Source organism: Pseudomonas sp. GW821-FHT02A08 (assembly GCF_059422045.1).
The window spans coordinates 32,463-45,950 of sequence record NZ_JBWKWD010000028.1 but is presented as its reverse complement, the minus strand read 5'-3'; the positions used below and the strand labels follow the sequence as shown (position 1 = coordinate 45,950).

At 62.0% G+C, this 13,488-nt stretch carries 14 protein-coding genes; 9 read left to right on the top strand and 5 right to left on the bottom strand.

The genetic code is table 11. The features are described 5' to 3' along the window. Window positions 1–132: 132 nt before the first annotated feature. The 3 genes from AC07W4_RS19340 to AC07W4_RS19330 are packed head-to-tail and all read left to right on the top strand — an operon-like array spanning window position 133 to window position 2,730. Window positions 133–1,554, top strand: coding sequence for a cytochrome ubiquinol oxidase subunit I (locus AC07W4_RS19340; protein ID WP_495033593.1), 1,422 nt, complete (start codon window positions 133–135; stop codon window positions 1,552–1,554). Window positions 1,555–1,571: 17 nt separating this feature from the next. Beyond that, window positions 1,572–2,588 carry a cytochrome d ubiquinol oxidase subunit II gene (cydB, locus tag AC07W4_RS19335; protein ID WP_495033592.1) on the top strand — a complete coding sequence of 339 codons (1,017 nt, stop codon included), beginning with the start codon at window positions 1,572–1,574 and terminating at the stop codon, window positions 2,586–2,588. After that, complete coding sequence (locus AC07W4_RS19330; RefSeq protein WP_008051210.1) at window positions 2,575–2,730, top strand: DUF2474 domain-containing protein; 156 nt, start codon at window positions 2,575–2,577, stop codon at window positions 2,728–2,730. The genes cydB and AC07W4_RS19330 overlap by 14 nt, the downstream gene beginning before the upstream one ends. Window positions 2,731–3,108: 378 nt before the next feature. Here the strand turns inward: AC07W4_RS19330 and AC07W4_RS19325 are convergent, their stop codons facing one another. Continuing rightward, window positions 3,109–3,960: a CAP domain-containing protein gene (locus AC07W4_RS19325; RefSeq protein ID WP_495033591.1), complete on the bottom strand. Its 852-nt coding sequence runs from the start codon at window positions 3,958–3,960 to the stop codon at window positions 3,109–3,111. 143 nt (window positions 3,961–4,103) lie between these two features. On the opposite strand from AC07W4_RS19325, the gene AC07W4_RS19320 reads away from it, so the two are divergent. The 5 genes from AC07W4_RS19320 (at window position 4,104) to AC07W4_RS19300 (ending at window position 8,520) form a co-directional block, all read left to right on the top strand. Then, window positions 4,104–4,724, top strand: coding sequence for a cell wall hydrolase (locus AC07W4_RS19320; RefSeq protein ID WP_495033590.1), 621 nt, complete (start codon window positions 4,104–4,106; stop codon window positions 4,722–4,724). 199 nt (window positions 4,725–4,923) lie between these two features. Continuing rightward, window positions 4,924–5,901: an NAD-dependent epimerase/dehydratase family protein gene (locus AC07W4_RS19315; protein ID WP_495033589.1), complete on the top strand. Its 978-nt coding sequence runs from the start codon at window positions 4,924–4,926 to the stop codon at window positions 5,899–5,901. A 49-nt stretch (window positions 5,902–5,950) separates the two neighbouring features. Further along, a complete protein-coding gene (locus tag AC07W4_RS19310) occupies window positions 5,951–6,691 on the top strand; it encodes a glycosyltransferase family 2 protein (protein WP_495033588.1) in 741 nt (246 codons plus the stop codon). After that, window positions 6,688–6,966 carry a lipid-A-disaccharide synthase N-terminal domain-containing protein gene (locus tag AC07W4_RS19305; protein ID WP_008052904.1) on the top strand — a complete coding sequence of 93 codons (279 nt, stop codon included), beginning with the start codon at window positions 6,688–6,690 and terminating at the stop codon, window positions 6,964–6,966. The genes AC07W4_RS19310 and AC07W4_RS19305 overlap by 4 nt, the downstream gene beginning before the upstream one ends. Window positions 6,967–6,969: 3 nt before the next feature. Further along, window positions 6,970–8,520, top strand: a complete 1,551-nt coding sequence (locus tag AC07W4_RS19300) for an ArnT family glycosyltransferase (protein WP_495033587.1) — start codon at window positions 6,970–6,972, stop codon at window positions 8,518–8,520. Window positions 8,521–8,689: 169 nt separating this feature from the next. Here the strand turns inward: AC07W4_RS19300 and ahr are convergent, their stop codons facing one another. Beyond that, window positions 8,690–9,721, bottom strand: a complete 1,032-nt coding sequence (gene ahr / locus AC07W4_RS19295) for an NADPH-dependent aldehyde reductase Ahr (RefSeq protein ID WP_495033586.1) — start codon at window positions 9,719–9,721, stop codon at window positions 8,690–8,692. Window positions 9,722–9,920: 199 nt separating this feature from the next. Between ahr and AC07W4_RS19290 the strand changes: the two genes are divergently transcribed. After that, entirely contained in the window at window positions 9,921–10,121 is a 201-nt protein-coding gene (locus AC07W4_RS19290; RefSeq protein ID WP_429398793.1) for a YbdD/YjiX family protein, read from the top strand. Between the two features lie 13 nt (window positions 10,122–10,134). Here AC07W4_RS19290 and AC07W4_RS19285 read toward each other — a convergent pair whose 3' ends face one another. The 3 genes from AC07W4_RS19285 to AC07W4_RS19275 form a co-directional block, all read right to left on the bottom strand. Continuing rightward, window positions 10,135–10,902: a metallophosphoesterase gene (locus AC07W4_RS19285; RefSeq protein ID WP_495033585.1), complete on the bottom strand. Its 768-nt coding sequence runs from the start codon at window positions 10,900–10,902 to the stop codon at window positions 10,135–10,137. Between the two features lie 292 nt (window positions 10,903–11,194). Beyond that, window positions 11,195–12,667 (bottom strand): aldehyde dehydrogenase family protein, encoded by a 1,473-nt coding sequence (locus AC07W4_RS19280; protein ID WP_495033584.1) that lies wholly within the window; start codon window positions 12,665–12,667, stop codon window positions 11,195–11,197. Continuing rightward, window positions 12,660–13,487, bottom strand: coding sequence for an ABC transporter permease (locus AC07W4_RS19275; RefSeq protein WP_495033583.1), 828 nt, complete (start codon window positions 13,485–13,487; stop codon window positions 12,660–12,662). Before AC07W4_RS19275 ends, AC07W4_RS19280 begins: the two co-directional genes overlap by 8 nt. Window position 13,488 lies beyond the last annotated feature (1 nt).

Sequence of the window (13,488 nt, the reverse complement as noted above, 5' to 3'; positions counted from 1 at the left end):
ATCACTCAAGACTTTGTGGGAGCGAGCTTGCTCGCGATTGCAGGGTGCCAGACGCCATTGATGTTGAAGGTGCCGGCCTCATCGCGAGCAAGCTCGCTCCCACAGTTTTAAATCCGCAATGAGGATTTCGACATGTTTAACCTGGAGGCACTGGACCTGGCGCGCACGCAATTCGCGTTCACGGTTTCGTTCCACATCATCTTTCCCGCCATCACCATCGGGCTGGCCAGTTTCCTGGCGGTGCTCGAAGGGCTTTGGCTCAAGACCCGCAACGACACCTACCGCGATCTCTACCATTTCTGGTCGAAGATCTTCGCCGTCAACTTCTGCATGGGCGTGGTCTCGGGGCTGGTCATGGCCTACGAGTTCGGCACCAACTGGAGCCGCTTCTCCGATTTCGCCGGCAGCATCACCGGGCCCTTGCTGACCTATGAAGTGCTCACCGCGTTCTTCCTCGAAGCCGGTTTCCTCGGGGTCATGCTGTTCGGCTGGAACCGGGTAGGGCGTGGGTTGCACTTCTTCTCGACGGTCATGGTCGCCATCGGCACGCTGATTTCGACCTTCTGGATTCTTGCGTCCAACAGCTGGATGCAAACGCCCCAGGGCTTCGAGATCGTCGACGGTCGGGTGATGCCGCTGGACTGGCTGGCCATCGTGTTCAACCCGTCGTTCCCGTTCCGCCTGGCGCACATGGCGATCGCCGCGTTCGTCGCCACGGCGTTCTTCGTCGGCTCGTCGGCGGCGTGGCACTTGCTGCGCGGCAACGACACCAAACAAGTGCGCAAGATGCTGTCGATGGCGTTGTGGATGGCCTTGATCGTCGCGCCGATCCAGGCAGTGGTCGGCGACGCCCATGGCTTGAACACCCTGGAACATCAACCGGCGAAGATCGCAGCCATCGAAGGGCACTGGGAAAACAATGGCAACGAAGCCACGCCGCTGGTGCTGTTCGGCATCCCCGACATGCAGGCCGAGAAAACCCGATACGCCATCGAGATTCCGTACCTGGGCAGCCTGATCCTGACCCACAGCCTCGACAAGCAGATCCCGGCGCTCAAGAGCTTCCCGAAGGAGGAACGGCCGAATTCGACGGTGGTCTTCTGGAGTTTCCGCGTCATGGCCGGGCTCGGCATGTTGATGGTGCTGGCCGGCGTGCTCGGCCTGGCCCTGCGTCGCAGCGGTGCCATCTACCGCAATCGCTGGTTCCTGCGCCTGATGTTGTGGATGGGGCCAAGTGGCCTGATCGCCATGCTCGCCGGGTGGATCACCACCGAAGTCGGGCGCCAGCCGTGGGTGGTGTATGGGCTTCTGCGCACCGTCGATGCCGCAACGAACCACAGTGTCGCGCAGTTGAGCATTTCGCTGGCGCTGTTCGTGGTGATCTATTTCTCGGTGTTCACGGTGGGCATCGGCTACATGATGAAACTGGTCGGCAAAGGCCCGCAGCCGCATCACGGACATCCCGTCGACGGGCATTCCGATCAGGTCATCACACCGCGCCGGCCGCTGTCCGCCGACGCTGAAATCCTCGAAACCGACGCCCGCGTCAATTGAAGGAAGGGAGTTGAGTCATGGGTATTCAAGGTATCGATTTATCGCTGATCTGGGGCGTGATCATCGCCTTCGGCGTGATGATGTACGTGATCATGGACGGCTTCGACCTGGGGTTGGGCATTCTGTTTCCGCTGATCCCGGATGCGAAGGAACGCGATGTGATGATGAACACCGTGGCACCGGTCTGGGACGGTAACGAGACCTGGCTGGTGCTGGGCGGCGCGGCGCTGTACGGCGCGTTCCCTCTGGCCTATTCGGTGATTCTGGAAGCGTTGTACCTGCCGCTGATCCTGATGTTGTGCGGCTTGATTTTTCGCGGCGTGGCCTTCGAGTTTCGCTTCAAGGCCAGCCCTGAAAAACGTCACATCTGGGACATGGCGTTCATCGGCGGTTCGCTGCTGGCGACCTTCTCCCAGGGCGTGGTGATCGGCACTTACATTGCCGGCATCCCGGTGGTCGACCGCCAGTTCGCCGGTGGTTCACTGGACTGGCTGGCACCCTTTCCGCTGTTCTGCGGTGTCGGTCTGATCGTCGCTTATGCGCTGCTCGGCAGCACCTGGTTGCTGGTCAAGACCGAAGGCATGCTGGAATCGCGGATGCGCCTGTTCACCCGGCCCCTGGCCTGGCTGCTGTTGGCGGTGATCGGTGTGATCTGTGTGTGGACACCGATCCTGCATCCGGACATCGCCACCCGCTGGTTTGCCCATGCGCACCTGGCGGTGTTCGGTGGCCTCGCGGTGCTGGCCTTGCTGGCGATGTTCGGCTTGCTCAAGACCCTGCGCCAACGCCACACCCATTGGCCGTTCGCCTTCACCCTGATGCTGGTGTTCCTGGGCTACATCGGCCTGGCGTTCAGCCTCTGGCCGAACATCGTGCCGCCGTCGATCAGCCTGTGGGCCGCGGCGTCACCGCCGACCAGCCAGTTGTTCATCCTGATCGGCGCGCTGTTCATCCTGCCGATCATCCTGATGTACACGGTCTGGAGCTACTACGTGTTCCGCGGCAAAGTGAGGATTGGCGATGGCTACCATTGATTCCCGTGAACCAGCACCGGCGCCTTGGTACAAGCGCCTTGGGTGGCTGGTGTTGATCTGGCTGGGCAGTGTGGTTGCGTTGGGGGTGGTGGCGGGGGCGTTGCGGATGTTGATGCAGGCGGCCGGGATGAGTTCGCACTGACGCACCTTGCAAAAACATGGAAATACCAGGAGTGATGAATCACCTGTGGCGAGGGAGCTTGTCGGATCGCCGCACCGTCCCGCTGTACTGCGCAGCAGGCTAATGCCGATCAGTTCAGCCACAACGCAATCTGTAGCAGCTGGCGTAGCCTGCGTTCGGCTGCGCAGCAGTCGTAAAATCAGAGTTCGCGGTACCTCAGAGAGATCGTGCAAGCCGGATTTACGACTGCTGCGCAGCCGCACGCAGCCTTCGGCAGCTGCTACAAGGAAGGCGTAGCGTCTGGGTTCGCCTGACTGATCGGCATTAGCGCAACAGGCCCTCTTTTTGGGCCGCTTCGAGCAAGCTCCCTCGCCACATTGTTCGTGCCAGGTTCAGTTCTCACTGCGCCCCAAACATCGCCGTCCAGTAAATCCCCGCATCGCTCTTCGGATCGGTCGCATACGCCGCGCCCAATTCACGAAATTGCGGGTTCATCAGGTTGGCGCAATGGCCGGGGCTGGTCAGCCAGCCTTCGACCACCTTGCGTACGCTGTCCTGCCCGGCGGCGATGTTTTCGCCGATCTGCTGGAAGTCGTAGCCGGCCAGTTCCGCGCGGTCGCCCGGGGTGCGGCCATCACGGTCCTTGTGATCGAAGTAGTTGTTGTTGGCCATGGAGCGGGAGTTGCCTTCGGCGGCGCTGGCCAGCGTGGCGTTCCAGGCCAGCGGTGGCGCGGCGGCGAAGGACTGCGCGCCGCACTGGCGTGGCCGGGTGCGTGCGGCGTTGAGTTCGGTGAGCAGCTTCTGGCCTTCGGTCTGGGCGTCGCCCAGGCGTGCGCTCAACAATGGCCGAGCGACCACGATGCGCCATTGCCGGTCCTGGCGGCTGACGCCGACATCGACGAATTGCGGGTCGAGGACGATCTGGCAAAAGCTCTCCTGGATCGCCTTCATCGCCGATGCCGCATCACGAGGTCCGGACAGGCTGATGGCTTGCACATTCTTCATGGGATAACCGGCCGTAGCCATGGCCTGCTGCAGATCACCGATGCTCGGGGCGGTGAGCACCAGGCGCGGGTCGGCCGACAGTGGCGGCAGCTCCGATGACACCTGGCCGGCGCAGCGCTGCAGCTGGCTGCGGTAGACGTTGATCGATTCGATCAGTTGCGCTTCGTCGGCCGCCACGGCGTTGGCGGTGAATACCAGGCCCAGTGCCACACCGGCCAAGCGCATTGCGGATGAAATGAAACCCATGAAAATCCCCCTTGAGCAGATTGCGCCCATGATGCGCGAAGTTGGCCCAGCTAAGACAACGGATTTATCCAGAGTGTAGTGGGGGTGGGCGAAATCATTTCACTACTAGACTGAATCGAACCACTCACCGAGTGACACCGACCATGCGCCTCGACTGGATCGCCACCTGCTTCGCCCTGATGTTGCTTGCCGGCCCGGTGTCCGCTGCGGATCAAGCGCAAAAGCAGCAAGCGGCCGAGAACAAGGCCGAGGTGCTGGAACAAAAAGCCGCCGAGAGCGACAACCCCGCACCGGCGCCCAAGGCAGAAGCCATTACCCCGTCCGAAGTCCAGGCCGTCGACCCGGCCGGCGCCGCGCCGCTGGACGATGCGATCACCTGCCTGGCCCGATCCATTTACTGGGAAGCCAGGGGCAAGGACGCCGCCGACATGGAGGCGGTGGCCAACGTGGTCATGAATCGCCTGGGCCACGAGGGCTTTCCGGACACGGTGTGCAAAGTGGTCAAGCAGGGTTCGGAGACCAAGAGTTGCCAGTTTTCCTGGTGGTGCGACGGCAAATCCGATTCGGTCCAGGAAGAGGTGCCTTACACGATGGCCAAGGAAATCGCACGCAAGGCCCTGAACAAGGAACTGCCGGATCGCACCCAGGGTGCCCTGTATTTTCATGATCGTACGGTCAAGCCGGATTGGGCCCGGGAATACATCAGGACCGTGGATATCGGTTTGTTCCGGTTTTACAAACCCCATGACGGATCGGCCAGATAGCAGCGGTTATTTCGGCCAAATATTTTATTTTTGCTGAGGTCGGGCGAGGGGTTATCGAAACTGAAATGTATCTGTTTTATAAGCTTCATAACGCAACCGCGGGCGAATGACGCCCTAAGCAGGAACGACACATGAAGCTGATGAGGGTCTGGATCAGTAATCTCGCGCCGATCACGGCGCATTCACCGGCGTACGCGCAATGACCGTCCTGGTCACCGGTGCGGCCGGTTTCATCGGTTTTCATACGGTCCAGCGCTTGTGCCGCGAGGGTCAGGAGGTCGTCGGTATTGACAACCTCAACGACTACTACGACGTGGAACTCAAGCACGCACGCCTCAAGGTGCTGGAGACGTTACCGGGTTTTCGTTTCCGGAAAATGGACATAGTCGATAAACCGGCCCTGATGAGCCTGTTTCAAGAGCACCGTTTCACCGAGGTGGTGCACCTGGCAGCCCAGGCCGGGGTGCGCTACTCGCTGGACAACCCGGATGTCTATGGGCAATCGAACCTGGTGGGCTTCCTCAATGTGCTCGAAGCCTGTCGGCACCATCGCCCCGAGCACCTGATCTACGCCTCGAGCAGCTCGGTCTACGGCAGCAACAGCAAGATGCCGTTCAGTGTCGAGGACCCTGTCGAACATCCTGTCTCGCTGTACGCCGCCAGCAAGCGCGCCAATGAGCTGCTGGCCGAAAGTTACTGCCACCTGTATGGCCTGAAAGCCAGTGGCCTGCGCTTCTTTACCGTCTACGGCCCGTGGGGCCGCCCGGACATGGCGCTGTTCAAGTTCACCGACGCCATTCTCAAAGGCCTGCCCATCGACATTTACAACCAGGGCCAGATGTCCCGCGACTTCACTTATGTCGACGACATTGTCGAAGGTATCGCCCGACTGCGCCCAAGGCCACCGGTGCCGGAGGGCTCCGCCGCCGGGGTCAACAGGCTGTTCAACATCGGGCGGGGCATGCCGGTCGCGTTGCTGGATTTCGTCGAGTGTCTGGAGTCCGCCCTGGACCTGCAGGCCCGGCGCAACTACCTGCCGATGCAGGCCGGCGATGTGGTCAAGACCTGGGCCGATGTCTCGGCACTGGCCGAGTGGGTGGGCTTCAGCCCGCAGGTGACGCTGGAAACCGGCGTAAGAGCATTTGTGAAGTGGTATCGGCAGTTCTACCGGATTTGAAGCGTTCGCCTCTGATCTCGAAAAAATCAAAAAAGGCGAGAGAGACCCCATGAGCCAAGACATTTTTGTATCCGTACTGATTCCCGCCAAGAACGAAGCGAACAACCTCAAGCCACTGCTTGAGGAAATCCGCGTGGCACTGGCCGATGAGGCTTACGAAATCATCGTGGTCGACGACGGCAGCACCGATTCGACCCTGCAGGAACTGCGGCAGATTCGCCAAAACGGCCTGAACACCTTGCGCATCCTGCATCACGAGCGGTCGCTGGGGCAGAGCACCTCGCTGTACCACGCCGCCCGCGAGGCTCGCGGGCTTTGGCTGGCGACCCTCGATGGCGATGGCCAGAACGACCCGGCGGACATCCCCGGCATGCTCGCGCTGGTGCGCGGCGAACCGGGAAAGGTCGATGTGCAGCTGGTGGCCGGGCACCGGGTCAATCGCCGCGACACCGCGAGCAAACGCTACGCCTCGCGGTTCGCCAACAACCTGCGCCGGCGCCTGCTCAAGGACGCGACCCCGGACACCGGGTGCGGCCTGAAGCTGATCGAGCGCGCGGCGTTCTTGCGCCTGCCGTACTTCGACCACATGCATCGCTATATTCCGGCGCTGATCCAGCGTCATAACGGGCGCATGATCGTGCACCCGGTCAACCACCGGCCGCGCACGGCCGGGGTCTCGAAATACGGCAACCTCGACCGCGCGCTGGTCGGCATTCTTGACCTGATCGGCGTCTGGTGGCTGATCAAACGCACGCGCCTGAATACCCAGGCCCAGGAGCTCGAAGGATGATTCTGACCCGTGAAACCCTCTGGCTGCTGGTCGGTTTTGCCGGGCAGGTTGCCTTTACCGGGCGGTTTGTCTTGCAGTGGCTGTACAGCGAGTACAAGAAACGCAGCGTGATCCCGACCAACTTCTGGTACCTGAGCATCGTCGGCAGCACCTTGTTGCTCGCCTATGCCATTTACCGCCAGGACCCGGTGTTCATCGTCGGGCAGGCCTTTGGCTCCCTCGTCTATTTTCGCAACCTGCAATTGATCGCCAAAAGCAGAAGCGTAAAGGAATAAGCAATGCGTAGATCGTTGTCGCCCAGGGTCGAGTGCCTGGGCCTGATGCTGCTTGCCCTGTTGCTGATCGGCGCGGGAATGGGCTTGCGTCAGGCGCAGAATGTGGACGAAGAGCGTTTTCTCGGCGTCGCGCTGGAGATGCTGCAGAACGGTTCCTGGCTGATCCCGCACCGGGCCGCCGAGATCTACGGCGACAAGCCGCCGATTTTCATGTGGGCGGTGGCGTTCTTCACCTGGCTGACCGGCAAGCCCAACATCGCCCTTTATATCCCGGGACTGTTTTCGGCGGTGACGGTCACGGCGATGGTCTATGACCTGGGCCGTCGACTGTGGACCCAGCGTACCGGGCGCAACGCCGCGCTCTTGTACCTGGCGACGTACCAGACCTACAGCATTTTGCGCACCGGTCAGATCGACAGTTTGTTGATTCTGTTCACCTCCCTGGGCCTGTACGGCCTGGCGCGACACCTGCTGCTGGGGCCTGCGTGGCGCTGGTTCTACGCTGGCTGTGCGGCCATGGGCATTGGCGTGATCACCAAAGGCGTGGGTTTTCTGCCGGCGTTGTTGCTGATTCCTTATGCCTATGCAGTACGCAAAGGCTGGCCCGGCGTGGTGGCGATGCCCGGCGAGGCGCGCAAGTGGTTGCTCGGGGTTGCACTGATGCTCGCGGCGATTGCGATCTGGCTGCTGCCCCTGGCCTTGTCCATCATCTTCAATGGCAGCGCCGACGAAGTGGCCTATGCGCGGGAAATTCTCCTGCACCAGACCGCCGGCCGCTATGCCGCCGCGTGGCATCACCGCGAGCCGTTCTGGTACTTCTTTACCAACGTGATTCCGCAGTACTGGCTGCCGTTGGTGCTGGTACTGCCATGGCTGGTGCCGGCCTGGCGCCGGCAGTTGCAAAAGCGCGATGGCCGGGTCCTGGTACTGCTGGGTTGGGTCGTGCTGGTGGTGCTGTTTTTTTGCATCAGCACGGGCAAGCGCAAGTTGTACATTTACCCGGCGCTGCCGGGGCTGGTGCTGGTCGCCGCGCCGTTGATCCCGTGGCTGCTCAAGCGCTGGTTCAAACGGCACCCGCGTTTGCGTCGGGTGTTCCCGGCACTGGCGGCGACCTGGTTCGCGTTGTGGTTCGCCCGGGGTTTCATCGAACCGCTCAAGGACGGCACCAACGTTGATCAGGTGCTCATGACCCAGGCCGCGACCATGACCCAGGGCGCCGATCTGGTGCTGGTCAACTGGGAGGAGGGGCATTGGTTGTTCGCCCGCCAGCCGATCGTGCATTTCGGCATGGATAACTCGTCCATCGAGAAGGCCGCGCTGTATCTGCGCGACCACTCCAAGGCCTACGCCTTGGTGCCGGATGATGTTTTGAACCAGTGTTTCAAAGCCGAAGCGGCCCGTGAACTGGGCGAGAACTCCCGGGCGAACTGGTCGATCGTGGGTGCGGATGCCGACAACGGCAAATGCCTGCCGCCAGAAGCCGGCAAAGCCTATCGGTTCAGCTGGAACGACCCGTATATGCCAATGGTGCCGGCGCAGGCAGCCAATCCCTGAGGGTTAAAAAGGTCCTTCACGCAATCCCGGGAACCTGTAGGAGCCAGCTTGCTGGCGATGGGCTCAAGCGCGCCGCGTTTATCCAGTTCACACGCGTTTTCGTTGACGACCATCGCTGGCAAGCCAGCTCCCACAGGGGACCGCGTTCTTTTTCTCCGCTCGTCGCTTGTCACTGGCTGGCGTCCAGCACCACGCGGTAGCGCGCCTTGCCGCTGCGCAAGTGATCGATGGCGTCGTTGATCCGGCTCATGGGAAACATCTCGACCTGCGGCAGGATCTGGTGGCGGGCGCAGAATTCCAGCATGGCTGCGGTGTTGGCGGGGGAACCGACCGGTGAGGCGGACATGGTTTTTTGCTGGGGAATCAGGTTGAACACGTGGACCGGAATGGCGTCGGGCACGACGCCGACAAAGTGCAGGCGCCCCTTGCCGCGCAGGGTGGCGAGCATGGCGGTCCAGTCGAGGTTGGCGTTGGCGGTGACCAGGAGAAAATCCAGAGTGCCGGCAATGGCGTTGAGCGCATCGGAATCGGTCGAGGCGACCACCTTGTGTGCGCCCAGGCGCCTGGCTTCGTCCTGCTTGCTCAGCGATGAGGTGAACGCCGTGACTTCGCAGCCCCAGGCGTTGAGAAAGCGCAGCGCCAGGTGACCAAGGCCGCCGATGCCCACCACGCCGGCCCGGTCAGTGGGCTTGATGCCGAATTCCACCAGCGGGTTGAACACGGTCGAGCCGGCACAGAACAACGGCCCGGCCATCGCCGGGTCGAGTCCGGCCGGGATCGGCAGGGCCCAGGCCCAGTGTGAGCGGATGCGGTCGGCAAAGCCGCCGTTGCTGCCGATGATGGTCGGTTGCACCGTGCTGCACAGGTTATGCGAGCCTTCGATACAGGACGTGCAATGCATGCAACTGCCCTTGTACCAGCCGATACCCACCCGTTGCCCCAGTTCCAGGCCGCGCACCTGGGCGCCCATCCGCACGATACGGCCGACCACCTCATGGCCGGGAATGAACGGGTAGCGGCTGATACCCCAGTCGTCGTCAATCAGCGACTGGTCGGAGTGGCAGACGCCGCAATATTCCACGGCGACTTCCACCTCATCGTTGCCCAACGGCCCGGGATCGTAGCTGTAGCGTTCCAGTGGCGCGCCCGCTGTCGTGGCGGCCCAGCCGGTAAAGGTGGTGAGTTCGCTGCTGTCGCTCATGGGATACCTCCAGATCAGAAGTCAGGGGTCTTGGCCGCTTCGGTGCAGCGGCGGAGCGAGGAAAGTGTAGCGGGTTGCCGGCGGTCCATCGGGCGCGAGCCTGGATACTTGAAAATACAAAGGCGCCTGATCTGGACACATTGCAGATACATGAGCGCGGTTTCATGGGCCAGTTTCCACGCCCACAGAGAGATCCGCCATGTTCCGCAAACTGCAGCAGGTCGCCAGATTGTTCAGCCAGAGCGCCCGATTGATGGTCGGCGTTCCCGAGTACGACAACTACGTGGCACAAATGGCCCGCAACCGTCCGGGCGAGCCAGTGATGAGTTATGAGGCGTTTTTCCGCGAACGCCAGGAAGCGCGTTTCGGCCGGGGCAAGTGCAATACGCGGTGCTGCTGACCCGGGAGTTACCTCAGAAATCCAGATCAATCACGAAGGCATCATCGAAATCGGGATTTTCATTGATGCCGTTCTTGGCATAGCCCCGAGGGTTGCAGACCACGCGGGTGTTGCCCACCCGATAATCGAAGCTGCCATGGGTGTGCCCATGCAGCCACAGTGCCGGCTGCCAGTCTTTGATCCGCGCTTCGAGGTCCGAGACAAAGCTTGAGTTGACCGGCGAACCGGCAAAGCTCGGGCCGATGCTCGATCGTGTCGGGGCGAAATGGGAGACCACCACCGTGGGTGTGCTGCTGTCGCGGGCGAAGCAGTCTTGCAGCCAGGCGACCGTCTGCAGAAACACCAGCTGGGAAATGGCCGGCGTGAACAGGTCTGGAAAGTCGGGGGCGATTTTGATGTGGCTGAAGTCGCGGATCAGTTGAGTCGCCAAGTCGATGCCCAGCGCTCGATCCTCAGGGCTGTCGAGCAGACGATAGTCAGACCACAAGGTGCAACCGAGAAAACGCACGCCGTCGTGGACGTACTCCGAACGTTCCAGAATGTGGATCTGCGTGCCTTGCGCCAGGCTGTTCAACTGTTCGTAGGTGGAGACCAGGTCACTGCCATAGAACTCGTGATTGCCCGCCACGTACAGCAGCGGAACCGGGCAGGCCCTGGCCCACTCGATGGCCTTGGCCGGCCGGGCGATATCCCCGGCGAGCACGACAATATCGGCATCCACTTCGGGAAACGGGATCGTATTGACGGACAGGTGCATGTCGGACAGCAAAGCAATGCGCATTGATCAACTCCGGCGTGTCTTGCAGGGCAGGTCATTCAAGTTACGCGTAGATAACCCGTTGTCACAAGCCTGCTGGCCAGTGGAACTGTAGGAGCGGGCTTGCTCGCGAAGGCGGCGTGTCAGGCGGTATCAATGTTGGATGTACCGGACTCTTCGCGGGCAAGCCCGCTCCCACAGTTTTGATCTTCAGTGATCGCCAATCCCACGGCTGGCCACAAGCCCGCTCCCACAGGGGGCGGCGGTGAGCGCAGTCATTGTGTGGTGCAGAGAATAATTGTGGGAAGTTGACTGTTTATTTCAGGTACCACCCCCACGGCTGGTCGCTGACGTACTCGGTCACCTGCTTGACCTCAAGATAATTGTGCAACCCCCATTGCCCCAGTTCCCGGCCGATACCGCTGTGTTTCATGCCGCCCCAAGGTGCTTCGACGAAGGTCGGTTGCGAGCAGTTGACCCAGACGATCCCGGCGCGCAGTTGGTTGGCGACCCGGGCGGTGCGCTGCAAGTCGGCGCTCATCACGGCGGCGGCCAGGCCGAAGCGGCTGGCGTTGGCCATTTGCACCGCTTGCTCTTCGGTCTTGAAGCGCTTGATGCACAGCACCGGGCCGAACACTTCTTCGCGCCACAGAATGCTGCTGTGCCCCGGTTCGTCGAAGATTGTCGGCTCAATGAAATACCCTTCAGCCAGATGCGCCGGTCGCCGTCCGCCGGTGAGCAAACGGGCGCCACTGGCCAAGCCCTGGTCGATGAAACCGAGCACCTTGTCGTACTGGCCCTGGCTCACCAGCGGCCCCAGCAGAACCCCGGGCTGCATGCCCGGGCCGATGCTGATCTTGCGGGTTTCCTCCACCAGCCGTTCGATCAGGCGCGGGGCGATGCTTTCCTGCACCAGCAGGCGTGACGTGGCGCTGCACACCTGACCCTGGTTCCAGAAGATCCCGAACAGAATCCACTCAACGGCGGCGTCGACATCGGCGTCATCGAACACGATGAAGGCCGACTTACCCCCCAGTTCCAGGCTGATGTTCTTGATGTCCCGCGCCGCCGCCGACATGATTTTCGCCCCGGTGGGCACACTGCCGGTGAAGGCCAGTTTGTCTACGCCCGGATGCTCGGTGAGCGGGCTGCCGGCGTCGGCGCCGAGGCCGGTGACCAGGTTCAACACCCCGGCTGGCAGGCCGATACGATCGGCGGCGGCGACCAGTTCCAGGGCGGTCAGCGGCGTCAGCTCGGACGGTTTCAACACCACCGTGGCTCCGGCGGCCAAGGCTGGCGCCACCTTCCACGCGGCCATCAGCAGCGGGTAGTTCCAGGGAATGATCTGCCCGGCCACGCCAATCGGCTCGTGGCGGATGCGGCAGCGGAAACGCTCATCCGGCAATGCCAGCGGCTGGTCCTGTTGCTGATCGAGATCGCGGGCCAGACCGGCGTAGTAACGAAAGCAACCAATCGCATCGCCAATGTCCCACTGCGCTTCGGGCAAGGGTTTGCCGTTGTCGCGAACTTCCAGTTCCGCCAGCGCCTGCCGGCCACTTTCCAGTTCATCGGCCAGCGCCTCCAGCCATTGCCCGCGCTCGGCGCCGCTGGTCTGGCTCCAGCCATTGTCGAAGGCGCGACGGGCCGCACGCACGGCATGGTCGACGTCTTCTTCGGTGCCGGCCGCGACACGGTGGAAGACCTGTTCGGTGGCCGGGTCGATCACGTCCAGATAGCCGCCCAGATCCGGGCTGACCCATTCGCCGTTGATGTAGAGCTGATCACGCATGGTGCGACTCCTGGACGCCGGTGCGGCGGTTCTGCAGATGGCGGGAAGTGAACAGCAGGGCCAGTGACACGCAGATGATCACCGTGGAAATTGCGTTGATCTCTGGCGTCACGCCGCGGCGGATGGAGGAAAAAATGTAGATCGGCAACGTCGTTTCGGAGCCGGCGACGAAGAACGCGATGATGAAATCGTCGAAGCTGAAGGTGAACGCCAGCAGGAACCCGGCCATGATCGCCGGGCTGATCTGCGGCAGGGTCACCCGCCAGAAAGTGTCCATCGGTGGTGCGTACAGGTCCGCCGACGCTTCCAGCAAGGCCTTGTCCAGCGAATCGACGCGACTGCGCACGATCACCATCACCAGGGCCATGGTGAACAGCGAGTGCGCGGCGATCACGGTAAAGAAGCCCATGTTCAGCTTCGGCACAGTCGGCAGCCAGCTCGCCAGCAGCGGGTTGATCAGGTCGAACAGGCTGATGAAGGCAATCAGCGTCGAGATACCGATGACGATGCCCGGCACGATGATCGCGCAATAGGTCAGCGCATCGAACAGCAGGCGCACCTTGGGCCCGGTACGTTGCAGGCCGAACACCGCCAGGGTGCCGAACAGCGTGGCAATCACCGCGGAACTTGCGGCAATCAGTGCGCTGTTGCCCAGGGCTTCCATGATGAACGGGTTGCCGAACGCGGTGCCGAACCATTGCACCGAGCAGCACTGGAAGGCCAGACCACTGCGCCCGGCGTTGAAGCTGAACAGCACGATCAAGGCAATCGGCGCATAGAGGAACAGGTACAGTGAGGTCGAATAGCTGCGCAGCCACATG